Genomic DNA, 24,874 nt, shown 5'->3' on the forward strand with positions numbered 1-24,874 from the left:
GGTTTGATATCGGCACACCTTGCGATGGCCACGAGGCTGCGGCCCGGCGCGAAACGGAATGGGAATGTCCGTCGGAAAGCCCGTTTCGCAGCTGCGCGATGCACGCTCATGCGCGTGCGCCTTCTGGCCCGCCACGTAGTACGCCTCACCGAGTCGCAGCGGCGCGGCGTCGGGAGCTCGAGCCCGCCCTTCGCGATCGCCTGCTCCATCATCGACAGTCTTTGCGTCGCGTGGCCTACAAATACGAGATTCATGCCGGCATCGATCGGTGCCACCGGGTTGGCGGCGTCCGCGCCCGATTGCGCGCGCCTGGCAGCCAGCGCCCGCAGCCGTTTTTCGCGGTCGGCCTGCGCGGCCACACCCGTATCGCCGGCCGCCATCGCCGCCGCGCCGCACATCTCTTTCATCATGTAGGTTTCGTACGGCGTGCGGTTGGGCACGGCGGCCGCCTGCGCGATCTTGCCGAGCGCGTCGCGATACAGGTCCTGCGCCGCCGCCAGCGGCTTCGCCACGTCGGGCCGCAGCGCGTCGGCCGTCGACGCCGGCCGACCGAGCGCCGTGAGCGCCATCATCCGTTTCCATCGTCGCTGGTTCATCGGCTTGCCTGTTCCGTCATTGCATGAACTGCTCGTTTCCGATCAGGCCGATCTTCGTCGCGCCCACGCGTTGCGCGGACGCCAATACGGTCGCCACGTCCTTGTACGGCACCAGCTTGTTCGGCCGCAGATGGATCTCCGCCTGCACGGGTTCCGCCGCCACCTGCGTCAGCTTCGACTCGAGCGCTGCGCGATCCGGCACCGGCGCGCCGTTCCACGTCGTCGTGCCGTCGAAGTCGATGTCGATCTGCACGACATCCGGCGGCGTCGCCGGCGGCGGATTGCCCACCGGCAGATCCATCTTCACCGAATGCATCTGGATCGGGATCGTGATGATCAACATGATCAGCAGCACCAGCATCACGTCGATCAGCGGCGTGGTGTTGATGTCGACCATCACTTCCGGTTCTGCGCCGCCTCCGCCCGAAGGCACGTTCATTCCCATTCTCGACTCCTGTCGATCAGCGTTAGCGCTTTAGCGCTTACTCCGCTCCCATGCAAAGCTAGCCGCCGCGTGCCGGCGGTTCCGTAATGAATGACAGCTTCGCGATCCCCGCCCGCTCGCACATCGTGACCACCCGGCCGATGAACTCGTAGCGCGTGTTCTGATCGCCCCGCACGTGAACGCTCGGCTGCTGCTGCTGTGACACGTCCTTCAGCTTCGCGAGCAGCGTTGGTCCGTCCACCAGTTGCTCACCCCAGAAGAAGTCGCCGTCGCGATTCACCGCGATCTCGACGCTCTTCGGCGTGGTCTGCAGCGGTTGTATCGTCTCCTTCGGAAGCTGAAGCTGGATCGTGTGCGTCACGACCGGAATCGTGATCAGGAAGATGATCAGCAACACCAGCATCACGTCGACGAGCGGCGTCGTGTTGATGTTGGCGATCACCTCGTCGCTATCGTCCTGCCCGACGTTCATGGCCATCGCGCTTCTCCGTCAGGCGATCAGTTCACCAGCGACGCCGCGGGCGACGACGCACACGCCGGACGCCTGCTGCCGGCTAGCAGCACCGTGTGCAGCTGTGCACCGAAGTTGCGGACCCGTTCCATCATCGACTTATTGCGCCGGACCAGGAAGTTGTAGCCGAGCACGGCCGGCACGGCGACCGCGAGGCCGATTGCAGTCGTGATCAGCGCCTCGCCCACCGGGCCCGCGACCTTGTCGATCGACGCCTGCCCCGCGATCCCGATCGCCGTCAGTGCGTGATGAATGCCCCAGACCGTGCCGAAGAGCCCCACGAACGGCGCCGTCGACCCCACCGTTGCGAGGAACGCGAGCCCGTCCTGCATGCGGTTCGACACGTTCGTGATCGAGCGCTCGACCGACACGTCGATCCACGTGTTGCGGTCCACCGCTTCCAGCAGCGCCTCGTCGTGATGCTCGCTGGCCTCGATCGCGGTTTCGGCGATGAACCGGAACGGCGATGCCTCGTCGAGCAGTTTCGCGCCCTCCGCCAGCGACGGCGCGGACCAGAGCTGTGCATCCGCCAGCTTCGCGCGGCGGTTCGCACGCAACTGTTCCAGGAACTTGGTGACCATGATGTACCAGCTCCCCATCGACATGATCACCAGCAGGATCAGCACGAAGCGCGCGACGAAGTCGCCGTTCTTCCATAGCGCCCCGAGCCCGTACGGATTCTCGACCGCTTCGGCCGTGGCCGGCGCCGGCGGCGGAGCCGGAGCCGGCTCGGCTACCTCTGGCGCCGCGGCCTGCGCAGATGCGCCGACCGTCACCGTCGACGCGCTCGCTTGCGCGTGGGCGAGCTGCGGCGCAACGAACCCGTCGACTGCCGCGACGGACATCAACATGCTTGCCGCCAGCGCGGCCAGAGAACGCTTCGTCATACCCCACTCCGATTCTTTCGTTAAACTTAGGATTACCGTTCGAGACGGTCTTCCCCGATCCGGCGCGCGCGCCGGATCGCCCGCTGCATCAATTCAGATTGAACGAAAACGGCACCTGAACCCGGACTGCCTGCCCTTGCGCGACACACTTGAACCGCTTCACGGTGTTGTAGGCCGCGCGATCGAGTACGGGGTCTGCCGACTGGGCCACGCGCTCGTTCGTGATGTTCCCTTCCGCATCCACGACGAATTCGATCGTTACGTCGCCCGTGATGTTGTTTTCCTGCGCTTCCTTCGGGTATTGCATCGACGCGCGGATCGTGTCCGAATTCGGGCAGACGACGCCCACTTCATGGCTGACCGGTTTCGCCGGTGCGGGCGGCGCCACGACCGGCGCCTGCACGGCCGGCGCCGACGGCACCGGGGCCTGTCGATGGCGATCTAAAAGCGCGGAAATCTGACGACGAGACCGAGCGACGACAATTCGCCCTGCGAAAAGCACGGAATTGATGCTGCGCGCGTTTCCGGGAGCCCGGAGGGCGAGCGGATACGCGCGCAGCGCGCGCTCCGAATACTGGGGCGGGATGTGATAGAACGGCGAAACACCGAGGAAACAGCAGGTGCGACGCCGCTCCGACCGGCAAGTTAGCTCGGCGCCGCACCTCCACTGGACCCGTAGACCCGCCCTTCGGCGTGGTCGGGGGACTCGTGTGGCCCAAGTATCGCACCGCCCACGCGTCGCGTCGACTTCGTTCGACTCCCTTTCTTCGGCGTTTCCCGGGAACCGCCGATGTCCGAGGCCACTGGCCGCCTTTACCTTTGTGCGCGTTGTCGCGCTCAGGTTGTTATCTGCAAACCCTGCGATCGCGGGCAGCGCTTTTGCACGCGCGAGTGCGCTCGAGCGACGCGTCGCGAGCAGATGCTCGAGGCCGGTCGACATTACCAGGACAGTCGGCGTGGTCGCTTGGCTCACGCGCTTCGGCAGGCCCGCTACCGGGAGCGTCGACAAAAAGTGACGCATCACGGTTCACTCGCTCCGTCCGCGAATGATGTACTGCAGTCGTCCTCGAATGATGTCGCCGTCGTGGTGGGAAACGTCGTCGAAGTTGCGGCGACATCTTGCGCTTTCCAGTGTGCGCGCTGCGGTCGGTTATTGCCACCGTTCGTGCGGCGCGACTTCATCCGGCGCCGAGGACGTGATGTTCGTTCCCTCGGCTACGGAGATACTTCGTGACGATCTCAACTGATCTGGTGGCGCAGATCCTGCGCCTGTATCACGTGGAAAAGTGGCGCTGCAACACCATTGCGCGGCAGTTGCACGTGCATCACACCACGGTGTCGCGCGTGCTGGCTCAGGTCGGGCTGCCGCTGCATGGAAAACCGCCCCGCAGCACCTTGATCGATCCGTATCTGCCGTTCGTGCGGCAGACGCTGGAGAAATTCCCCTCGCTCACGGCCAGCCGCCTGTACGAGATGGTGCGCGAGCGTGGCTATCGCGGCTCGCCGCATCACTTCCGACATCTCGTATCGTTGCATCGACCGCGACGACCAACGGAGGCTTACCTGCGTCTGCGCACGTTGCCTGGTGAACAGGCACAGGTCGACTGGGGCCACTTCGGCTACATCGAGATCGGCCGTGCGCGCCGACCGTTGATGGCGTTCGTGATGGTGCTGTCGTACTCGCGCGACATCTATCTGAGGTTCTTCCTTGATGCCCGGATGGAAAACTTCTTGCGCGGACACATCGGCGCGTTCAACACGTGGTGCGGCCTTCCGAAGGTCTTGCTGTACGACAATCTGAAGTCGGCCGTGCTCGAACGTCAGGGCGATGCAATCCGATTCCATCCGACGCTGCTTGCGTTCGCCGGCCACTATCGGTTCGAGCCGCGTCCGGTGGCGCCGGCCCGAGGAAACGAGAAGGGGCGCGTGGAACGCGCGATTCGCCATATCCGTGAAGCCTTCTTTGCAGCACGCACGTTCACCGATCTCGCTGACCTGAACGCGCAGGCCGAACGTTGGTGCCGCGGCCAGGCCGCCGATCGGCCGTGCCCCGAGGATCGCGAGATGACGGTACGCGAGGCGCTGGCTCGCGAGCAGCCGTTCCTGCTGCCATTGCCCGACAACCCGTACTCCGTCGAAGAACAACTCGCCGTCACGGTCGGCAAGACGCCGTACGCGCGCTTCGATCTGAACGACTACTCGATTCCTCATCGGTACGTTCGCCGCACGCTGACGATCCGCGCCGATCTCGATCAGGTTCGCGTGTTCGACGGCGCCGAGATGATCGCCAGTCACCGGCGCAGCTACGATCGCGGTGCGCAAATTGAAGACCCGACACACATTAAAACACTGCAGTCGTTCAAGCGTGCCGCCCGTCAGCACCGGGGTGTTGACGGGCTGACCAAGGCCGTACCGATATGCCAAACGCTGCTCGTGCGGGCTGCCGAGCGCGGCGCGAACATCGGCGCAATCACCACCGCGCTGCTGCGCCTGCTCGACCGGTACGGCGCAGCCGAAGTCCGAGACGCCGTCGAAGAAGCCCTGCGCACGGGTTCCCCACACTCGAACACGGTACGCCTCGTGCTCGAACGGCGGCGGATCGCGCGTGGAGCGCCGCCACCCGTCGAAATCAATCTGCCCGAGCACGTGCGGAACAAGGACAGTCCCGTCCAGCCACACCGCCTCGACACTTACGACCAACTGAGCTCTGGAAACCGCGATGACGACACCGATACCGAACCCCGTCCCGAATCCTGCTGACCTGCTGTACGCGCGCGTTAAGGCGCTACGCCTGAATGGCCTCGCCGAGCACTGGAACGAAGCTGTCGGCGCCCCATGGGTCGAATCCCTGGTGCGCTGGGAGGAAGCCGAACGGACCAACCGCTCGCTGCAGCGGCGTATCCGCAGCTCCAAACTCGGCAAGTTCAAGGCGATCGCCGACTTCGATTGGGAGTGGCCCAAACGCATCGATCGGATGGCTGTCGAGGAGCTCATGTCGCTTGGCTTCCTCGAGAACGCCACCAACATCGTGTTCACCGGACCCAATGGCGTGGGCAAATCGACGCTCGCTCTGAACGTGGCGCATCAGGCGCTGATTGCCGGCAGCCGGGTCATGTTCTGCTCGGCCGGCGCGATGCTTGGCGAGCTGGCCGCACTCGACAGCGATTCCGCGCTGCGCCGCCGACTGCACTACTATACGTCGCCGGACGTTCTGTTGATCGACGAGGTCGGCTACCTGTCCTACTCGAATCGCCATGCCGACTTGCTGTTCGAGATCGTGAGCCGTCGCTACGAAAAACGCTCGACCATCGTGACGACCAACAAGCCGTTCAAGGAATGGTCGGATGTGTTCCCGAACGCGGCCTGCGTGGTCTCGCTGATCGACCGTCTCGTGCATCGATCGGAAGTGATCTCGATCGAAGGCGAATCCTACCGCCTCAAGGAAGCTCAGGAGAACAGCGAAGCGCGAGCGCAGCGGCGCGGCACGAAGAAATCCTCCCGTCCGGACAGCGAGCCATGAAACCCTTACTGCCTTCGGGTCGCCGGCGCGGTCTGTCGTTCCTGCTGCCCGACGACTGGACGCCCGAGCAGGCGCTCGCGGCCTATGAGTTGCTCGACGACCTGCTCGCCGTGATCGGCGACTTCTACGGCATCCAGTTGCACGAGCAGCTTCGTCAGCAACGCACGTCGGCGCCGATCCCCGTCACCGACGATCCACTCGATCCGTTCTGATCCTTCCATCACCACGATCAACAAGGGGCCTTGCAGGCCCCTTGTTTGTTGATCGATTCGCTCAACCTTCCGTCGTCATTTACCCGCGCTTTTAGATCGCCATCGACAGGGCCGACTGGTGCGTGATCGTCGCCTGCGGCGGCGCCTGCACCGGCACTTCCGGCGGCGGCACGAACGGCAGAGGCGGCGGCGCGAATTTCGGCGGCGGGAGCTTGACGACCGGCATCGGCGGAGGCGGCGGCTTCACCGGCTCGATGATGCGGGTTTCGATCGGATGCTGGATCACCTGCACGACTCTCGTTGCAAGGCCGTTGAGCAGCGCGTAGATCAGCACCGCATGCAACAGGAGGACGACCGCGATGCCGCCGAAGCGGCGCACCGGGTTCTGTTGCCTGCCGAATTCCCGCGGACGCCCCAGCGTGGCCAGTCCGCTGTTCGAAGCAACCAGACGCTCGTCGACTTTCACGCCCACTATCCATCCCCCAAGCGAATCGCGCAGTTTCGCAATGATGGCCGACCCCTGAACCCGGTCGGTCCCGTTTCCGCCTCAACCCGAAATTTCATTTTTAATTCAATTTGCAATCCGAATTGGAAGCATCGTTTTCGGATACCAATTCATACAATTTCAACGCATCGTTACGACCGGCACGGCTCGGCGCCACAATCGGGCGCCGATCTCGTATCGGTACGTTCAGACAATTGTCAGTTGAGACGACGCGGCGGCAGATCGCGATACTAGATTTTCCGCACCAGATAGGACTCCAGCGTCCTCGAAATAGAGGTCGCTCAATCAAAGCGATAGCACAATATCTGATTTAGATGAATTCTGACACAAATTGCCCATCGAAATACTTTTGTTGCACGGTTGTCGAAAATCGATCTATTTCGCTCTGGCGTAGGTCAAAAAAATTTACCGAACAACAACTTCCCCATAAAAATTAAAATGCATTAACATGAGGTCAAGCGCAATTAAATATGTGTATAGTCCATCTAGTTATAACGAGAGCTTGTCGCGATTCGCATCGTCATGTTATTGCTATTAATACCAAACTCTGACGGATTTGAAAAATGAATTTTTCCGATATATAAAATAACACATTGGAATTTTCGATATTATAAATGATTTTCATCGTGGAGATTTGTCATCCTGAATATTTGTCAGAAGAATCTTCGTTAAACAGCGATATCGGTTGCGTTGTTCATCTTGGGTGCACAAGATAGCAGCGAGAAAAATTTCGAAGTCAAACGTTATTTGATGCCTGAATACAAAGTTTGGATGGATTGCTCGAATAACAGCTTAGAAGATGTTGCGAAATTGGTTATACAGAGACTTTCGACGCGTCCAGCAAATCAAGGCGCAAGCCAGAGACATGAAAGCCTCGTGAACAGGCGCATAGCGTTCGTAACGAATCTTGAGCCGTCGAAACAAGTAAAGCCAGGCAATCGGGCGCTCGACTGGCCAGCGCGTTTTGCCGAGACCACTGCCATTGGGCGAGCCGATTTTCGCAAGCACGAGCGTGATACCACGCTCTCGCAATCCTATCGATGTGGCTCGGAGCTGTAGCCCGGTCGACCTGAACGATTCGCCGTTTATGCGCATCGGACGACGGGTAGCGCTCAAGTAGATCGAGCACCGCCAGATGGTCAAGGCGCGGTCCGAGCACGCGCTCAGGCGCCGGATGGACTTGAGTAAGCAGGCCACGAATGCGGTTACCGGTTTGAGTGACCTGAGCGGCGAGGTCGTCATTGAAGCCGCACGGCATGGTGAGCTCCGCGAGTTGCTCGTCGGCCACCTCATCGATCACGGCATCGGTCACAGTGCTGATGAAGTCCGGCGATACCTCGATGCCGGACATCTCCAGCAGGAAACCCTGAATCTCCCGCACGCTCATGCCGCGTGCGTACATCGCGATGATCTTGTCGTCGAAGCCGGTGAAGCGTCGCTCGCCCTTGGCGATCAGCACCGGATCGAAGGTGCCTTCGCGGTCGCGCGGAATCTCGACGTCGAACAGGTCATCGTCGGTCGCAATGCGCTTACGGCTGGTGCCGTTGCGATGGTTCGTGCGGCCTACCGGCTTGGCTTCGCCCTTCTCGTGGCCCAAGTGGTGGGTCAGTTCGCCGCCCAGCGCGCGCTCGAAGATTGCCTTCTTGAGCGCCGCGAGCTGCTCATTGATCGTCGCCCGATCCAGCGTGCCGGGTACCGGTTGCTTGATGAGTTCCGGGTCCAGGTTCAAGCCCTTGCCCGGCTCAATCGTCACGTCTTCCTTGCGTTTGCGTGGCATAAAGTGGCTATATGAACGCGTCCCGTTTGCAACAGATTTCGGGTGTCTGGCAGACAGGATGGGCTGCGGCTCTATATCCGGCCTTAGTGCAGACGGTACAACTGCTGCAGGCCCCTATGAAATTCGCTGACTCGCACCTCATTCTCCTAGCGAGCTCTGCAGCTCTTCACTTTATTCAGGTTTTGCGAGTCCCGGTCCTACCTGGCTTGTCATCACACTCGATTGCTGCGCAACCTTTCGACATTCACCCTGCGCCAAACATTAATCATCCACGCCGGCGGTGCACGTTCAGATGGGTTTTACGTTCACATAGACTTTTTGATACTGCCGGTCATGGGCCAGTACGGCCCAAATTGTTCTTGCTATCTTGTTGGCCAATGCCACGACCACCACATTCAGTGGCCGACGTTTTTTCATCTGCTCGACCCAAGGGCCGGGATCGTTCGCGTGAGACAAGACGCTACGTGCCCCGTGAATCAGCAGCGTGCGCAGGTATGTATCGCCGCGTTTGCTGATCCCGTGCAAGTTCACCTTGCCGCCCGATCCGGTTTGCTTGGGTACCAGTCCGGCCCATGCGGCAAACTCACGTCCGGACCGGAACGCTTTAGCATTGCCCATCATCGCGACTGCCGCCGTTGCCGTGAGCAGCCCGACACCGGGAATCCTACTGATCGCCTTCACTGCGCGATCATCCTTTTGCCACTCCCTCATACGTCGTTCGATCTCGGCGACTTGTTCGTCGATTCTGACCAACCCGTTCCACTGCTCGCGCAGCGTGTCGATCAGTGCAGCAGGCAGACGCTCTGCAAGTCGCCCCAACGCCGCCGGAATCTCCGCATCCAGCTTCGCCCGACCCCGACTCATTACCTCGCCATATTCCGCCATCAGTCCGCGGAGCCTGTTGATCTGCATCGTGCGGAATTTCACCAACTGCTCACGCATCCGGTGAAGCGCCAGCATCGCCTGCTGCATTTCTGTCTTCACCGCCACCGGCTTGCCCGGCTGCTGCACTGCCAGCCAAATCGCCCGTGCATCCGCGGCATCGTTCTTATTGCGGATATTGAACGCCTTTACGAACGCTGCTGGCATCAATCTGACTTCGTGACCCAATCGCATCAGTTGTCGGGCCCAGTGATGTGCCCCGCCGCAGGCTTCCATTCCGATCAGGCATCTCGCCCGGTTGGCAAAATGCTCCAGAAACTTAGCCCGCTTGATCGGCTTGTTCACGATCTCGCCCGTTTCCGGGTCGATGTAATGCACTTGAAACACTTGCTTGGCGATGTCGACGCCCACAGCGATACTGTTCATCGTGGATCCTCCGGTTGCCTGGACAATGCGTGCATTTTCCATCTGGGCACTTCGATGCCGTCGGCCCGTGAGGGTCCACCTTTTCTTTTCCTCTCACTCGACCACGGGGTGGGACGCGTTCATTTCATTCTCCTTGGCCATCAGTTTATGCCTCACACACAAAGATTCGGATAGGCTCAACCCTTCGCAAACGGGAGGCGTCCATATAAAGCGCTTATGCTCCGCAGCGCATAATTGCGAACCTTGTTCATACCCAGAAACATCGTTGCGTCTCCTCAATCGCTCAGTTTAGCGAAAAGAACAGGCCGGCGATCGCCGCGCTCATCAGGTTCGACAGCGTCGCGGCCGTCAGCGCACGCAGGCCGTTCCGCGCGACTTCCGAGCAGCGCTCGGGCGCGACCGCGCTGAAGCCGCCCGCGAGAATGGCGATCGACGAGAAGTTCGCGAAGCCGCACAGCGCGAACGACACGATCGCGAGCGTCTTTGGGTCGAGCACCTGCAGGCCGGCCGCCGCGACGTGCTCACCACCCTTCAGATACGGCGACAGGTCGCCGTACGCGACGAACTCGTTGAAGATCAATTTCTCGCCGATGAAGTTGCCGGCCAGCGCGGCGTCGTGCCACGGCACGCCGATGATCCACGCGAGCGGCGCGAACAGGTGACCGATGATGCCCAGCAGTGTCACCTGCGGAAAGCCCGCGAACGCGGCCACGCCGCCAACGATGAGGTTCATCAGCGCGATGAGTCCGACGAACGCGATCAGCATCGCGCCGACGTTGATCGCGATTCGCAGCCCCACCGACGCGCCGGACGCCGCCGCCTCGATCACGTTGGCCGCGCGCTTGTCGTCGAAATCGAGCCCGTCGACCACGACGCGGCTCGGCTCCACGGTCGGGAACAGCAGCTTGCCGAACAGCAGCCCGCCCGGCACTGCCATGAACGACGCGGCGAGCAGGAACTCCATCTTCACGCCGAGGCCGGCGTAGCCGACCAGCACCGAGCCCGCGACCGATGCCATGCCGCTCGCCATCACCGTGAAGATCTCGGCGCCCGTCATGTGCCGCACGAACGGCTTCACGAGCGCGGGCATTTCGCTCTGCCCGAGAAAGATCGTCGCGACGGCCGAGCACGCCTCGATGCGGCTCACGCCGAGCACTTTCGCGAGCCCCGCGCCGAGGATCGCGACGATCCACTTCATCACGCCGACGTAGTACAGCACCGAGATCAGCGCGGTGACGAAGATGATCATCGGCAGCACGCGCAGGCCGAACACGAACCCGCCGTCGCCGAACAACTGGAACATCCGGGCGTCGACCAGCCCGCCGAACACGAACGCGATGCCGTGATTGCCCATGTCGAGCACGCGGTTGACACCGTTCGCGGCAGCCGCCAGCGCCGCGCGGCCCGACGGCACGAACAGCACCAGCACGCCGATCGCGAACTGCGTGAGCAGCGCGGCGATCAGGGTCCGGCCGCTCACCGCGCGCCGATTGTTCGACAGCAGATAGGCCACCAGCAGCAGGCACAGCATGCCCACGAGACTGCGCAGAATATCCACTTCGTACTCCTTTATCTCGATGTTATTGATCTGCCGGGGCACACCTGAAGCGTGCCCGCTTCCCGCCGACGGTGACCTTCACTCGGCCGGCACGCCGTCCTTCCACTTAGCCCAGTCCTTCACGATCGCGTTCACGAGCGGCGACCCGGCGAGATACAGATTGTCGAGGGCTGGCACGAACCCGCCCTGGCTCTGGTAATCGAGCAAGTTGTCGACGTCCGAGCCGCCCGGCGGCGGTCGGTCGAAGTCCGAACCCGAGCGCAGCACCGCCACGCGCTGCGTATCGGCCAGCCCTGCCGCGGCCGCCCGCTTGATCACTTCGAACGTCGCATTGTCTTCCTGCTGCGTCGTGCAGTACACCCCCTTGCCGTCGGTCAGCAAACGCGTCCATTCGCTCGCACGCTCGCCGAGCTTCGTGCCCGAGAACCACGTGTCGCCCGCGAGCGTATCGCACTGGATCACCGTCGGAGGCCGGTTCGCCGGCGCGTCCGGATACTTCGCGCGATACGCGGCCGCTTCCTTGCTGTCGTGCAGCGTCACGTCACGCGACAGCGCGACGGCCTTGCGGAGCAGCGCCTCGTTCAACCGGAACACCTCGGTGCGGTAGTCGAGCGGCGGCTTCTCGTCTCCGCGCTTCGTGTTGATGCCGAGGTAACCCGACTTCCAGCCGGCCGGGATCTCGCGCGCATCCAGCTCCCACTGGATCCCGAAGTCGACCAGGTAGCGCGCCCATGCAGCCGAACCGAGCGTACCCTGCGCCGGATCGATGCCGGCGATCCCGGTCACGACGAAATAGGTCTTGCGCAGGTCGAACCGGCGCGAATAGACCAGTGCCGCCATCGACGCGGCCGCGTTCGCGTGGCCCATGCCGGTCGTCAGCACGCAGACGTCGTCGCGCGTGCAACTGACGTCCGGGTAATCGGGCGACAGGCCCGGCACCGCGATCCTGTGCACCGGCCCGATCCGGTCGAGCCATGCCTTGCCCTCCGGCCCGAACATCGTGACGATCATCACCTTGACCGCGCGCGGCCGATGCGCGTGTTCGCCGGCCGCGTGCGCGCCGGCCGTCATCGTCGCAGCCAGTGCCATGGCGGCCGCCCACTTCAGTCCTTTCCCCTTCCACATCGCTTGCCTCGTTCGTATGAGATTCATGATCGTGTCGCGGGCACGGGTCCGTCAGAACTGGTAGCCGACGCTCGCGTAGTAGCCCCAGCCGGTCGACCGGTTCTGGAACGGCCCGTCGCCGAAATTCAGTTCGGTGCCGCCCCACTGGCCGCCGTTGTGGAAATAGCGGGCCGCGGTCCAGAAACGCCAGTGCTTGAACGAATAGATCAGCACGTTGGTCGAGACGAACGCCGTGTCGGTACGCGTATTGCCGCCCGTCTCCTCGCGCAGCTTCGACCCGAAGTCGTAGTTGAAGAACCCGACGTAGGTCAGGTTGCCGCCGTGGAACGTACCGATCGGGTAGATGTATTTCATCTGCGCGCGGTAGCCGTCCCACGTATTCTGGTTGGCAGCGCCGTAGTTCTCCCATTGGCGGTGCACGTACAGGTTCGCGGATAGCATCAGCTTCGTATGCGTGTCGATGTCGGTGCCGAAGCCCATATACAGCGTGTTCTGTCGGCCAGCCGTGTTGTGCCCCTGGTCGTAGATCCAGTCGAACGCGACGTACCATTCCTTGAACGGCCCGAACCCGAGATGCCGGCGCAGCAGATCGTCGATCGACACGCGCGGCTCCTGCTCGCTGAACAGCGGCGAGCCCTTGTTCGTATAGCCGGAGTCGTAGCCGTTGCCGACGCCGAACGCGCGCGGCAGGTCGACGTAGCCGTACAGGTCGAACGGCCCCGTGCGGCCGAAGTATTCGTATTCCAGGTACACGTCGTTGGTCGTGTGCGGCCCGAAGCGGATGTCCTTCGACCCGACCACGCCGAGGCTCTGGTGAAACCACGTCGACAAATACGGCGAAGGTGCGGGCGCCGGCGGCGCATTCGGCGCGACCACGCCGCTCTCGGCGAGATGGGCTCCGGCGGCCGCCGCGACAGTGCCCGCCTCCTGCGCGACCGACGCGGCCGGCACGCCCGCAGACAGCACGAGCAGAATGGCGCCCATCCGCGCTGCCGCATACCGTTCGTTCCGTTCGCCCCTCGACAACTTGCTCAGTTGTTCTACATACATGCGCTTGAGCCCGCCTTCCGATCGTTGCTCTTTTCGATATCCCGACGACTTGCATCGGGCCCGGATCGCCACGGCCGGCCGCTGACTGCCCCAAATTCGGGCGCACCGCCTGCTTCAGGTGCGTGCGTGCGCCGAACTTGACCGGTCAGTCAGCATTCAAGCCGTTCCGCGGATAAACAGGAGGGGTAAAGCACAAGCCGTGCCATATACTGACCAAACGGACAGGATGCGAATGCGGCGGGGGCGGGGCGCGGCCGATTCCTGCGGGACGAGCCGTCCCGTCGATCGTCCGCCGTCGTGAAACCCGGGGGTGCTCCTCTATGTCTTTCATCAAGCATTAGGGGCTGACTTGGGTTGGTAAATTGTCCGGTCGCGCAGCATGGCGAACAGGACGTCCCAGCGTCACCGCGCCAGCGCGACGAGCGCTTGGTTGTGGCGCTTGCCCCGCTGGACCTCGCGTGTGTAATAGGCGCGCGAGACAAGGACTCGCAAGGCCGCGAAGGCGGATAGGAAAAAGGCGCGCTTTTAGCACCATGTTGCCGCGTCTGGATGGATGTTCGCCTCTGAGCGCCGGGTGACCGGAACAAGGCTGGTGTAGGCCGCCAAGTGTGCAACCCGAAGCGAAATGATATGAACGCCTCCCGCCCGTGAGCGGTGTGAGTAAAGAAGCCAGATGGCCCCTCACGGGCCGACGGCATCAAAGTGCCCAAGGTGCAAGATTGAGAATCTTCATTGGCGATCCGGAGGATCCAAAAATGCAGCTTACGACAGGTGGTGTGGACATCGCAAAAAGTGTGATGCAGATCATGCCGCATCGTGATGGAGGCTTGTGGTGGCACGCCTTACTAGGCGCGCCGGTTCGCGGCAATGGGACATTACTTGCAGATCATCGCGCCACGCGTTCGTCAAGTTCCAGAAGAACGATCGTAACGATGCAGAGGCGATCGTCGAAGCTGCGTCCCGTCCCACTATGCGCTACGTCGCAGTCAAGGGCGTACCGCAGTAGGATATCCAGTCGATGCATCGCATCCGATCCACAAGGCATCCCCTTCAAGCCAGCGACTCGAGAAGATTCGCGGAGGCGGGCCGTTGATCGCAACCGCTGTCATCGCTGCGGCAGGCAGTGCCACTGAATCCCCCAACCGCAGACAGTTTGCGGCCTGGCTGGGCTTGCCATCGCGCCAGCATTCGTCAGGCGGCAAGGATCGACTGTTCGGTATCACCAAGCGCGGAAACGGCAATTTGAGAATGCTGCTCCTCCACGGCGCGAGAGCTGTCGCTCGACAAACCGTAAAGCATACGGATGCTTTCTCCAGATGGGTACTCGATGTTCAGGCGAGACGGCGAGCCAACGGATTTCCAGTGCCCTGCGCTGCGCATCCGCTTCACGGCCCCGTCGCGACGAACATGCTCAGTCAAGGAACCAGCTTCAAGGGCATTGCCCATGTGCCCGCGCACGAATCGCGGCAAAGCACCGCCATCGACGCAAGGCTCGATCTCCCGCCTCTCTCACCATGGCCGGGAGAGCAAGCATAAAGCCCGAAGAACAGTCGCTTGCCCAATCCCCGGTTATCCGAGTCGTTGCGCTACTGGCAAACCTACGCGGTCTTCAACGACTTCGTAACCCCGAATGAACACTCTTGTCTCCTCCAAATCACTAACGGAGGTTTCCCATACGCACTTCGAATCTGCAGTCATTTCGATATCCCAATTGATCAACTACTTAGGCTGGACGAATACATGTGGCGTAGCGAAACCACCCGCCTCGAAAAACCCATCCGACTAATCAGCTCGTCCGAGCCATATCAACAACGTCGAAACTTAAACCAATACCAACCAAACCAAGTGCACAGTGACTGCTCCATTGCCGGCCAATTGGCTCATAACACGACAAACCCCTCTAGAGACATCTTACGTTTCTTATCCATATTTTAAAAAATCTTCTTAGATCTATGTTGCCATAATTTCATAACCACCGCTATTCGCCGAAATGCAGAATCGAATAACAACCTCACAACTCAAGCACACGCGTCTACGACCTTATGATCTTCAATCTATTGATAATTTCATGGCTCGAGTGCTCCGATTTTCGTTCTGACGATTTCCTCTAGGGTATTCAGCGCTGCGGCTGTTCCACGTCGTAGGTGCCTAGCCGTCAACATAAAGGTAGTGCGGTGTGGAACCTCATCCTTAATCATAAATGAAGAGAACATCTTTGTCGCACTAGCAGCCCGCGAAACTCGGTATGGCACAAGCCCCCATTGCTCAGGTCGGCTTAAAAGTGCCAATAACAAATGAACGGTGTTGACAGCAATTCTCCCTTCTCGCCGCGCTCCCCAACGGCTATCGTGCCACGTCTGGAATACCTCGTCTGATCGAAAGAATATCTCATGCTCCGCGTTTAGTTCACTCACGCTCACGTCCATTCGATTTGCAAGCGGAGAATCTGGCAAACAGATACCCACGATGCGGTCGCTGTAGAGTTCCCGGACGGAAACACGTTGGGTTCTCGGAAATTGCCAAGTAAATGCGACGTCGAGTTCTAGCTGGCCGACCTTTTCGCAAAGCTCTATCGACTGACCTGAATAGATTGAGACATCGATGAATGGGGCCGTTTCAGACAATTCCCGATAAACATCGTTCAATAGTTCATAGCTGATTGCCGGAACACTACCTATTCGTAGAGAAGCTCTCTCCGCCAGCCCACCAACGGTCATCGACTCATGATGAAGAGCGCTCCAGCGTTCAGCGATATCGAGAAATGCTTCGCCAGCCTCAGTCAATCGAACATCCCTAAGACCTCTTCCTCTCTCTATCAGTGCAGCTCGCAACTCTCTTTCGAGAAGGTGAAGTCGCTTACTCACACTGGACTGAGTCAGATTGAGTGCCTCGGCAGCTCGTCCAATCCCTCCGCACTGGACTATTGCGAGGAAGGCTTCAATGCCGGTGTAGTTCATAAACGTTCTCCTAAGAACCTGTTTGGAAATTAATCGAATGATTGGTTGATTTGGATCCAGCAAATCAAGGAGCATGCGAGCGAAAAGAATCCATAATGCACGTGTGCGTAACGTTCCTGACAAATCCTTGGCCGCCTAATCGCATGAAGCTGGCAAAGGCCCCTCTACAACGCGCACGTTTTACGCAGACCGCTGCCGCGCGCCGGCCGACCTCGGCGAGAGCGGCTGTGATGCCACGCAAGCGCAGGCGTCGCCGATATGGCGTTAAACCGTAATTCCTATATTCCCTGGACGGGTTTTCGGGTAGCGCAAAGGGGGGCCGCGCTTACAACGACTGGGTGGAATCGCCCCGACCGGCGACTCAAGTTGCCTGGTATCGTCGTACTTCGCGTCGCTTAAGTTGAGAGCGAGCGGGATGCATTGCGCATCAACGAAGATGTGGTGTGTGCTTCGGAGTTTGCGAACCGTTGGGCTCCGGTCGTTTTTTTCCCCACGCGCATAACGTGAACAGAACAACTGTCTACGATGGCGCACGCCATGTCGAGTTGGCCAAGACGGTGTAACTCGGTCAACAGCGTTTCCGGGATGCGCTACCAGAACAAGGCATCCGACCAAGCCTCCAGCCGGTGCCAGCATGCTGGACCAGAGCCGCAACGCGATTCTCGCGGAAGCAGATTCCAAACAATGCTCACGTTTGGAACGAACGCAATGCCCGTCAACGCTACCCGACCCCGCGTCGGTTTGCGCTCTGCGTATCGATGATGCGGTGGCGCGCGCTTTGGTACCAACGATTCGATGAGCAACGATTTCACAACTACTTCCCAGAGATAGTTTCATAGAGACAGTCTGATACATCGACGAGTATCCCAACAAATCGGACATCAAATGATCTTGCGGCATGCACCGGATACATCAGTACAGTGCACGAGGCAAATACTGAGGCGACCGAGGTGACCCAGCCAAGCATGCGTTCGCTCAACGATCCAGCGCAATTTGCCGCGTCACTTTATATTCGTTCCGGAGTTCGTTGATTACAAATTCAACATTCGGCAGCAGCCTCAACTATTCCAAGACGAGAACGTCTAACCGAGAGGACTGACTGCACCAGAAGGCGATCTTTAAGCCGCCCCTTAGAACCCGTTTACGCACCCGCCATTTTAAAAAATCCTCAGAGTGACAAACCTTCAAGGCGACGAATCTTCTTCGTAACACCCCAAAAGATTCCAATGCGTGATTTTATATGTCGGAAAAATTCATTTTTCAAATCCGCCCGAGTTGCATAATATAACGATAGCACGACGGCGCGAATCGAGGCACCCCCTTATCAACAGTTGGACTATACATATATTTAATTGTGCTTGACTTCATGTTGACACATTTCTCATTTTTAATGACAATTGCCACTCAGTCAAGTGCTGGCACCAGCCAGCGCGAAGCAGACCGATTTTCGACGATCGTGTGACAAAGGTATTTTTATGAGGAATGTATCAAAGAATTAATTCAGACCGGATATTGAGCCACTGATTTTTCTAAGCGGTCTCCGTTTTGAAGGCATCAGATTCCTTTCTGGCACGGAAAATCCAGGGTCGCAATTTCGCGCCGCTAAAAGGCTTCGACTTTGCGATGGGCGCCCTTGCGCCTTCCGGCATCAGCTGATGATTTGCGCAATCGCCGATTGGTTAATTTTTATATCGAGACCGTCCAGTGCTTTTTTAAACCATTTACAGCCGGAGGTGCCGCACAACATCAAAATGCCTTGATTTTTTTGAATTCAACGAACCATTTCCACCATACCATTATTTTGGAATTTATCATGCGAGAACTGATTGCTTTCGAAATCGATGCCGTGTCTGGCGCAGCCCCTCTTGTCGCTCCTCCGAACGTCAACGGCGTGAGTACCCCCAAGCAAATTGCTCCCGGTGCTTCTAATGCGGGCTCCGCCTACGGTGCTCATAACGGTCTGTCGTCGTCGACCAGCGATGGCAGTGTTAGCGTCAGTATCAGTGGCACGGACGTTTTCGGTGTGGGCAAGGTCGCTGGATACGCCGAAAAGGCCTACGAATATACCGTAGACACTGTCAACCAATATTACAACAGCTCATCCAGCTCGTCGTAATTTGCATGTGAACCTCTGACTCTCGTTACCGCCCAGATGATTCATCTGGGCGGTAACGTGAACTCGGAATTGAGATTATTATGAAATTTCAATAATTCCAGGTGGATATTCGAGGGTTAAACGATGCAAAGCCTTTATCGCAAATTGCCGGAGTTTCGCGCAAATCGACAATATTGTCAGCATGTAGTCCGGCTTGCAATTGATATAGATGGCCAATGTTTAAGCGTGCGACATTGCCGACCTCAACCATTTCCCGAAAAGGCGATTGCTCATATGGCTATATTCGCTATATAGAATCCCAACTTACCCACATATGAACGATTTACCTATTTTTCGCCACGAGGCTCAGGACTCGCAACGAGTTAGGTCGATCGGCGACATCGTCCTTCTTCAACGAGTTTCGATTCAGGTGTTATCTATTACCGCCTTTTGTATGGGTGTGATTGTGATTCTCTTTTTCGTGTTTGGCAGCTATACACGACGGACTACCGTTAGCGGCGTGGTGGTGCCTGACACGGGACTTATAAAAGTCTATGCGAAGCAGAATGGGGTTGTACTCAGAAAACTTGTGACCGAAGGGCAACATGTGATCCGAGGGCAAGCGCTTTACACAATCTCTACTGATCTACAAACCCCGGTCACTGGCGACACTCAAGCAGCACTCATCCATCAGATTCAACAGCGCAAAGCATCGTTGCAGCAGGAAGTAGTCAAGACACGTCAGTTGCAAAGAGCCGACCGCGATACGCTTCAGGCCAAGATCATCAGTCTTCGCCGTCAACTCGCCGGCATCGACGACCAAATCATCTCACAGCGTATCCGTACGTCGCTTGCAACCGATGCGTCAATACGGTACGCGCGACTACTGGCAAAGGATTATATTTCCAAGGATCAGGCGCAGCAGCGTGAGGCCGATCTCCTTGACCAGCAGTCGAAACTTGATAGCCTCCTGCGCGATCGCGCTCGCACCGCTCAGTTGCTGAAAGAAGCCTCCAACGATCTCGCCAGCCTGTCACTTAAGCAGCAAAACGAGCTATCCCAGATTGATCGCGGAATAATCGATGTCGACCAGAGTCTAATCGAGAGTGAAGCGAAGCGAGAGGTGGTGATCGCCGCGCCAGAAACCGGCACTGCAACGGTCGTGATTGCCGAACGGGGACAGAATACCGACACCGTCCACCCTCTCGCCGGTTTGGTGCCATCGGATGCGCACTGGCAGGCTTACCTATTCGTGCCAGGTGCCGCTGTCGGTTTCATTCGCGTCGGCGATCCAGTGCTTATCCGCTATCAAGCGTATCCGTATCAGAAATTCGGGCAGTACGCGGCGAGCGTCATATCGATTGCGCGGACCGCACTGACGTCGGCGGAACTAACCACAAGCGGTGCGCAGATCGGCGGCGAGAGCACTTACTACCGAATTACCGTCGCGCTGAAATCGCAGTACGTGACCGCTTACGGAAAGCTACAACCACTGCAGGCAGGTATGGCCATTCAAGCGGATGTTCTCCAGGAGCGCCGGCGACTTTACGAATGGGTACTCGAACCTCTTTACAGTATGGCCGGAACGCTCTGACACGACGTCACTCATGTCTCTCTTGGAAAACTTATCATTTGGTGTCGGTAGAAAGCTACCAATGATCCTGCAGACCGAATCTGCTGAATGTGGTCTCGCATGCCTTGCGATGGTTGCGAGATATCATGGACATCAGATCGATCTTGCGGCATTGCGCGGTCGGTTTCCCGTGTCGCTGAAAGGCATGGCCTTAGGTCACTTAATTGATATCGCGCATCGCTTAAACCTAGGAACCCGCCCTCTCACGCTCGAGCTCAATAATCTTTCTCAGCTACGTACGCCGTGCATTTTGCACTGGAATTTCAATCATTTCGTTGTGCTACGTGAAGTGAGCGGCAATACTGTGACGATTCATGACCCAGCACAGGGTGTTCGCAAGCTGTTGATCGACCAGGTGTCTCGGTCGTTCACCGGTGTCGCGCTGGAGTTGTGGCCCACGAACGATTTCACGCCACGCGCGGAAACACGGGCCATCAAGCTGCGTACCTTGGTGGGGCCGGTGACCGGCCTGCCGCGCTCGCTAGGACAGATTTTGATGCTGGCGATTGCATTGGAGGTATTTACTCTGGCGTCACCGTTTTTCCTACAATGGGTGATCGACGAAGTGATCGTTAGTGCAGACCGAGACCTGCTAGACGTTCTTGTACTTGGATTCGGATTACTTATGCTAATGCAGCGGGCAACTAGCGGGATTCGCACATGGGCGATTATGTACTTTAGCACGACCCTCAACTTACAGTGGCGTGCTAACGTGTTCACGCATCTTCTGAGATTGCCGGTGGGGTATTTCGAGCGCCGCCATCTAGGTGACGTCGTGTCGCGTTTCGGAGCGATCGACGCGATTCAGCAGACGCTCACCACGTCGTTCATAAGCGCGGTAATCGATGGATTGATGACTGTCATTACGCTGGCTATGATGGCCATCTACAGTTGGAAGTTGTGCGCAATCGCGCTCGGTACGATGCTCCTCTACGCGCTCCTACGTGCATGTTGGTATCTACCGTTTCGCCAGGCAACAGAAGAACAAATCATTCACGCAGCTAAGCAGCAGAGCCACTTCCTCGAAACACTGCGCGGTGTGAAGACGATCAAGCTCTTCAATCGGCAAAGCGATCGGCGGTCGGGCTGGCTCACCTTGCTGGTCGAGCAGATCAACTCAGGCCTTCATGTACAAAAGCTTCAGTTACTCTATCAGCAGCTAAACGGACTGCTATTTGGTATCGAAGGCTTAGTGATTGTCTGGCTCGGCGCTCGGCTTGTAATGGATGGCCAATTCACGGTCGGCGTGCTAATGGCGTTCAATGCGTACAAAGGGCAGTTCGACAGTCGGGTCGGCAGCCTGGTCGACAAGTTCTTCGAGGTCAAGATGCTGCAATTACAAGGCGAGCGTTTGGCCGACATCGTGTTTGAGCCACCCGAAGCAGACACCGATTTCCGGCAGGTGCCGGGAGAAAGTGACAATCTGGAGGCGAGCATCGAGATCGAGCAGCTCTCGTTCCGATATGCTGATAGCGAACCCCTCCTGCTTGACGGCGTTTCTATGAAGGTCGAACCGGGCGAATCTGTTGCGATCGTCGGTCCGTCCGGATGCGGCAAGACCACCCTTATCAACATATTGCTTGGAGTACTCGTACCTACGAGCGGCGCAATCCGAATAGGTGGCATCGACGTAAACCGACTCGGTCTCGACAGGCTTCGCGCGTTGGTCGGCACCGTTCTGCAGGACGATGTCCTTTTCGCGGGGTCGATCGCCGACAACATCAGTTTCTTCGATTCACAGGCCGACCAGCAGAGGGTCGTCGAATGCGCGCAGTTGGCCGCTGTGCACTTAGATATTGTCTCGATGCCAATGGGTTACAACACTCTGGTCGGTGATATGGGCACGGTGCTGTCTGGCGGTCAGAAGCAGCGTGTGCTGCTAGCGCGGGCACTCTACAAGCGGCCAAAAATTTTGGTGCTCGACGAAGCTACGAGCCATCTCGACGTGCAGCGCGAGCAGCAAGTGAACGCCGCAGTCAGTGCGCTGCAAATGACGCGCCTAATCATCGCTCATCGGCCAGAGACCATCGCGTCTGCGTCGCGTGTTGTCATGCTGAGGGGGGGCCAGATTGTGCTCGACGACTGCGGGGCAGCTGGGAAACTGAAATGCCAATAACCTGCATCCGTCTGATCGTCGCCTGCGCGGCGGTGCTACTTGGAGCGCCACCGACCGATGCCCAGGCGCTCGATGTTTATCGCACGCACAAGCTGGTTTCTGACAACCCTGCCACGCCGATGCTCAAAAACACGTCGTGCATTCCGGAAATGGTAGACCGTCCGATTGGACTTGAGGACGTAATCCTGCAAGCAATCTGCGCGAATCCGAACACGAGGCGGGCATGGGCAAACGCTCGTGTACGGGCCGCTGCCGTAGGAATCGGCGAAGCTGCATATCTGCCCACGCTAAACGCGACGGTCGGCTATGAAACGGATATGCAGCAAACATCCTACGACATTCCGGGCTATGGCGCATACACTGCGCCAACACAGCGTACATCGACCAAATACGGGATGCTAACGTTGAGTCTGGTTCTGTTTGACTTCGGCAAGCGTGGCGCTGCGCTCCGTCAGGCGCGTCAGCTTCTTGCCGCGGCAAATGCGGCGCAGGACGATGCACTGCAGACCGTCTTCTTCAATGCAGCGCAGTGCTATTACGCTGTACGCGATGCACAGGCATCCGTCGATGCGGCGTTGCAATCAGAAAATATCGCGAAGGAAAGTTTCGCGGAGGCCAGCGCAAAGCACGACGCCGGAGCGGGAACGCTGGGAGACCAGCTACAAGCGCAAACGGTCTACCGCCGTGCGGTGCTTGATCGCGTGAGTGCGGAAGGTAACGTGCGCACGGCGATCGGCACGCTCGCCGCCGCGATGGGACTCTCCGCAAACACCCCGATACGCATCGTTGCATCCGATCCAACGGTTAATGGGGTCGAGTTCTCGGAGGGAGTCGACGAACTAATCGATGAGGCAATGGCGCGGCAGCCCATATTGATCGAAGCTCGGGCAAAACTTGAGGCGGCTCGTGCAAACGTCGACGCCGTACGAGCACAGGGGCGCCCAACCATTTCACTGTTCGGCAGTCTGACTCAGAACAATCCGTCGTATCAGCATCAGCCGCTTTCATACGGTTCCCCGCCTGTTTCCGGCAGTCGAGGCAGCACGATTGGCGTCCAATTAACGATCCCGCTATTTGAAGGTTTCGCATCCGGCTACCGGACTACCCAAGCTCAAGCACAAGTCGACGCAGAGGTTGCTGAGGTCCGGAATATCGAGCTCGAAGTATCGTTAAACGTATGGAAGAGCTACCAGAGCCTGCATACCGACACAGAGAATCTCGACAATTCGAAATACCTGCTAAAAGATGCGCAGCGTTCGCTCGATATCGCACGCGGACGTTACAAGGCAGGGGTTGGTACTTTTACAGAGCTGCTCGCAACGCAAACGGCGTTGACCGATGCACAAAAGCAGCGGCTACTGGCCATATCAAGATGGCGTACAGCACGGCTAAAACTCGCGGCGAGTCTCGGCGATCTCGAACTTTGGTCAGAGAAATAGCATTGTCCACCAACAGGCGTATCCTAACCGCATACCAAGAATTGGGAGAGCAAATCCGCCCTATTTTCAGGCCACCTGAAACTGCATTCTCAAGACATGAATACTATTGGACATGTTGGGGACACCTACACCGTAGGTCAGTCCGCCGAATATCGATTCTGATCGCCATCGTCCATCAGTCTTCAATAAGCCCGGAACTTTGGCTTAATGAAAGCGTCTTTTGCTTAAAGTTCAGAATCGCAAGAAATCTATGCCGATTCGACTAGATTACATAAGGATGATCTAATTTTTCAGATTCATATTAGATTATTTTGTTGACAGCTCGCCATTATTTTATCGATCGATAATTCGCGATGGCCTCCTACCTTATCACAACCACCATGTTCCTGTGGCATGATCTCGTTCGACCATGAGTGATTTGCGCATCAAGATATTTACTCCGTATCGCGAATTTCTCTCCAGTCTTTATTTTTTATCAACAAACCCATCTCCCAACATGAAGTTGGTCACCAAAATGCCATTTTGGAACTCAATGCTTCCGGATAGAGATTGACCACCTTTCGCCTCACCCCATTTGGAATATTTGTTTGATGACCTTGGAATATTTTCTTTTGGAGTTCCGCGAATATTTATGCGCCTCCTTGATAAATTCCGCTTCTCACTATACGCTAAAGAAAATGTATAGCTACTTTGCCAGCATCACTCGATTGACCTCCGCAATCGTCATGCAACAAGATACCTACACATGAATAGGAAACCAATGTGAAAAAATGTGCAATGGCGATAGCCTTCGCGCTACTGATTGCGATTGCGACAACTTGTGTTCATGCAGTCGAGGGGCGTGGGAACGAAAAGAGGATGCGCGACCGTGTCGGCCGGAGCGAATGCAGTGATCTCTACCTGCATCGCGATGAGTCATTTCGACGGACTAAGGTCTATACGTTCTTCACGTCCGGCTTCCTCAACCGCTGCCTGAATGTCGGGTTGCGGTCGGTGCTGACCAATCTGATGTTCGCCACCGACGCAGACGGCCGCCCGAAGGCGCCGGTTACGAATCGCGAGATTCGGTCCCGAACGCGACGGTATAGGCAAAGAGGATTTCCGACGTCCGATACGAGTCGCCCTAAGGTATCGAAGCGA

At 58.3% G+C, this 24,874-nt stretch carries 16 protein-coding genes and 7 pseudogenes; 8 read left to right on the plus strand and 15 right to left on the minus strand.

Translation table 11 applies throughout. From position 1 onward, the window contains the following. Positions 1-111: 111 nt before the first annotated feature. The 5 genes and pseudogenes from AQ610_RS38500 to AQ610_RS37340 all read right to left on the minus strand — a co-directional run. Positions 112-362, minus strand: a pseudogene (locus tag AQ610_RS38500) (tetratricopeptide repeat protein); the annotation flags it as partial. A 250-nt stretch (positions 363-612) separates the two neighbouring features. Next, a complete protein-coding gene (locus AQ610_RS12370; protein ID WP_009916968.1) occupies positions 613-1,041 on the minus strand; it encodes an ExbD/TolR family protein in 429 nt (142 codons plus the stop codon). A gap of 58 nt (positions 1,042-1,099) precedes the next feature. Next, entirely contained in the window at positions 1,100-1,519 is a 420-nt protein-coding gene (locus tag AQ610_RS12375; RefSeq protein ID WP_009916966.1) for an ExbD/TolR family protein, read from the minus strand. A gap of 20 nt (positions 1,520-1,539) precedes the next feature. Beyond that, entirely contained in the window at positions 1,540-2,439 is a 900-nt protein-coding gene (locus AQ610_RS12380) for a MotA/TolQ/ExbB proton channel family protein (protein ID WP_009916965.1), read from the minus strand. A gap of 88 nt (positions 2,440-2,527) precedes the next feature. After that, a complete protein-coding gene (locus tag AQ610_RS37340) occupies positions 2,528-3,460 on the minus strand; it encodes an energy transducer TonB (protein WP_231748921.1) in 933 nt (310 codons plus the stop codon). A 209-nt stretch (positions 3,461-3,669) separates the two neighbouring features. Here AQ610_RS37340 and istA point away from each other — a divergent pair, with 209 nt between their 5' ends. The 3 genes from istA to AQ610_RS12400 are packed head-to-tail and all read left to right on the plus strand — an operon-like array spanning position 3,670 to position 6,171. After that, positions 3,670-5,199, plus strand: coding sequence for an IS21 family transposase (gene istA / locus AQ610_RS12390; RefSeq protein WP_043283420.1), 1,530 nt, complete (start codon positions 3,670-3,672; stop codon positions 5,197-5,199). After that, positions 5,159-5,959 (plus strand): IS21-like element helper ATPase IstB, encoded by an 801-nt coding sequence (gene istB, locus AQ610_RS12395; RefSeq protein WP_043283419.1) that lies wholly within the window; start codon positions 5,159-5,161, stop codon positions 5,957-5,959. The genes istA and istB overlap by 41 nt, the downstream gene beginning before the upstream one ends. Beyond that, positions 5,956-6,171, plus strand: coding sequence for a hypothetical protein (locus AQ610_RS12400; protein ID WP_006029858.1), 216 nt, complete (start codon positions 5,956-5,958; stop codon positions 6,169-6,171). Before istB ends, AQ610_RS12400 begins: the two co-directional genes overlap by 4 nt. Before the next feature lie 109 nt (positions 6,172-6,280). Here the strand turns inward: AQ610_RS12400 and AQ610_RS12405 are convergent. The 8 genes and pseudogenes from AQ610_RS12405 to AQ610_RS33470 form a co-directional block, all read right to left on the minus strand. Next, positions 6,281-6,637 (minus strand): annotated as a pseudogene (locus tag AQ610_RS12405) (energy transducer TonB); the annotation flags it as partial. An 831-nt stretch (positions 6,638-7,468) separates the two neighbouring features. Beyond that, positions 7,469-7,751: pseudogene (locus AQ610_RS38375) on the minus strand (transposase); the annotation flags it as partial. A gap of 18 nt (positions 7,752-7,769) precedes the next feature. Next, a pseudogene (locus AQ610_RS36015) lies at positions 7,770-8,429 on the minus strand (transposase); the annotation flags it as partial. A gap of 312 nt (positions 8,430-8,741) precedes the next feature. Further along, positions 8,742-9,761: an IS110 family RNA-guided transposase gene (locus tag AQ610_RS12415; RefSeq protein ID WP_043283320.1), complete on the minus strand. Its 1,020-nt coding sequence runs from the start codon at positions 9,759-9,761 to the stop codon at positions 8,742-8,744. Positions 9,762-10,044: 283 nt separating this feature from the next. Next, positions 10,045-11,319 carry a NupC/NupG family nucleoside CNT transporter gene (locus AQ610_RS12420; RefSeq protein ID WP_009914517.1) on the minus strand — a complete coding sequence of 425 codons (1,275 nt, stop codon included), beginning with the start codon at positions 11,317-11,319 and terminating at the stop codon, positions 10,045-10,047. Between the two features lie 78 nt (positions 11,320-11,397). After that, positions 11,398-12,390: a purine-nucleoside phosphorylase gene (locus AQ610_RS12425; protein WP_006029521.1), complete on the minus strand. Its 993-nt coding sequence runs from the start codon at positions 12,388-12,390 to the stop codon at positions 11,398-11,400. Positions 12,391-12,495: 105 nt separating this feature from the next. Continuing rightward, a complete protein-coding gene (locus tag AQ610_RS12430; protein ID WP_009914514.1) occupies positions 12,496-13,428 on the minus strand; it encodes a nucleoside-specific channel-forming protein Tsx in 933 nt (310 codons plus the stop codon). Between the two features lie 396 nt (positions 13,429-13,824). Beyond that, positions 13,825-14,106 (minus strand): annotated as a pseudogene (locus AQ610_RS33470) (IS110 family transposase); the annotation flags it as partial. Positions 14,107-14,398: 292 nt separating this feature from the next. Here AQ610_RS33470 and AQ610_RS37350 point away from each other — a divergent pair. Then, positions 14,399-15,027: pseudogene (locus AQ610_RS37350) on the plus strand (hypothetical protein); the annotation flags it as partial. A gap of 533 nt (positions 15,028-15,560) precedes the next feature. Here AQ610_RS37350 and AQ610_RS33480 read toward each other — a convergent pair. Beyond that, positions 15,561-16,451 carry a LysR family transcriptional regulator gene (locus tag AQ610_RS33480; RefSeq protein WP_158354532.1) on the minus strand — a complete coding sequence of 297 codons (891 nt, stop codon included), beginning with the start codon at positions 16,449-16,451 and terminating at the stop codon, positions 15,561-15,563. A gap of 29 nt (positions 16,452-16,480) precedes the next feature. Next, positions 16,481-17,263: pseudogene (locus AQ610_RS33485) on the minus strand (transposase family protein). A gap of 821 nt (positions 17,264-18,084) precedes the next feature. Here AQ610_RS33485 and AQ610_RS36020 point away from each other — a divergent pair. The 4 genes from AQ610_RS36020 (at position 18,085) to AQ610_RS12450 (ending at position 23,734) form a co-directional block, all read left to right on the plus strand. Further along, on the plus strand, positions 18,085-18,567 hold the full coding sequence (locus tag AQ610_RS36020; RefSeq protein ID WP_144411947.1) for a hypothetical protein: 483 nt from the start codon (positions 18,085-18,087) through the stop codon (positions 18,565-18,567). A gap of 313 nt (positions 18,568-18,880) precedes the next feature. Next, positions 18,881-20,140, plus strand: coding sequence for an HlyD family secretion protein (locus AQ610_RS12440; RefSeq protein ID WP_009914513.1), 1,260 nt, complete (start codon positions 18,881-18,883; stop codon positions 20,138-20,140). Between the two features lie 13 nt (positions 20,141-20,153). Next, positions 20,154-22,295: a peptidase domain-containing ABC transporter gene (locus AQ610_RS12445; protein WP_043283331.1), complete on the plus strand. Its 2,142-nt coding sequence runs from the start codon at positions 20,154-20,156 to the stop codon at positions 22,293-22,295. After that, positions 22,286-23,734 (plus strand): TolC family protein, encoded by a 1,449-nt coding sequence (locus AQ610_RS12450; RefSeq protein WP_006029518.1) that lies wholly within the window; start codon positions 22,286-22,288, stop codon positions 23,732-23,734. Before AQ610_RS12445 ends, AQ610_RS12450 begins: the two co-directional genes overlap by 10 nt. The last annotated feature ends 1,140 nt before the right edge of the window (positions 23,735-24,874 follow it).

Origin of the sequence: Burkholderia humptydooensis (genome assembly GCF_001513745.1) — a bacterium.
Classification (GTDB): Bacteria; Pseudomonadota; Gammaproteobacteria; order Burkholderiales; family Burkholderiaceae; genus Burkholderia; species Burkholderia humptydooensis.

What these genes read in the sequence shown, in the direction of transcription:
- AQ610_RS12400 (WP_006029858.1), top strand. Translation starts at nt 5,956, where the DNA reads ATGAAACCCTTACTGCCTTCGGGTCGCCGGCGCGGTCTGTCGTTCCTG.
- AQ610_RS12370 (WP_009916968.1), bottom strand. Translation starts at nt 1,041, where the DNA reads ATGGGAATGAACGTGCCTTCGGGCGGAGGCGGCGCAGAACCGGAAGTG.
- AQ610_RS12375 (WP_009916966.1), bottom strand. Translation starts at nt 1,519, where the DNA reads ATGGCCATGAACGTCGGGCAGGACGATAGCGACGAGGTGATCGCCAAC.
- AQ610_RS12450 (WP_006029518.1), top strand. Translation starts at nt 22,286, where the DNA reads ATGCCAATAACCTGCATCCGTCTGATCGTCGCCTGCGCGGCGGTGCTA.
- AQ610_RS33480 (WP_158354532.1), bottom strand. Translation starts at nt 16,451, where the DNA reads ATGAACTACACCGGCATTGAAGCCTTCCTCGCAATAGTCCAGTGCGGA.
- AQ610_RS37340 (WP_231748921.1), bottom strand. Translation starts at nt 3,460, where the DNA reads ATGCGTCACTTTTTGTCGACGCTCCCGGTAGCGGGCCTGCCGAAGCGC.
- AQ610_RS12415 (WP_043283320.1), bottom strand. Translation starts at nt 9,761, where the DNA reads ATGAACAGTATCGCTGTGGGCGTCGACATCGCCAAGCAAGTGTTTCAA.
- AQ610_RS12380 (WP_009916965.1), bottom strand. Translation starts at nt 2,439, where the DNA reads ATGACGAAGCGTTCTCTGGCCGCGCTGGCGGCAAGCATGTTGATGTCC.
- AQ610_RS12440 (WP_009914513.1), top strand. Translation starts at nt 18,881, where the DNA reads ATGAACGATTTACCTATTTTTCGCCACGAGGCTCAGGACTCGCAACGA.
- AQ610_RS12445 (WP_043283331.1), top strand. Translation starts at nt 20,154, where the DNA reads ATGTCTCTCTTGGAAAACTTATCATTTGGTGTCGGTAGAAAGCTACCA.
- AQ610_RS12430 (WP_009914514.1), bottom strand. Translation starts at nt 13,428, where the DNA reads ATGGGCGCCATTCTGCTCGTGCTGTCTGCGGGCGTGCCGGCCGCGTCG.
- AQ610_RS12425 (WP_006029521.1), bottom strand. Translation starts at nt 12,390, where the DNA reads ATGACGGCCGGCGCGCACGCGGCCGGCGAACACGCGCATCGGCCGCGC.
- istB (WP_043283419.1), top strand. Translation starts at nt 5,159, where the DNA reads ATGACGACACCGATACCGAACCCCGTCCCGAATCCTGCTGACCTGCTG.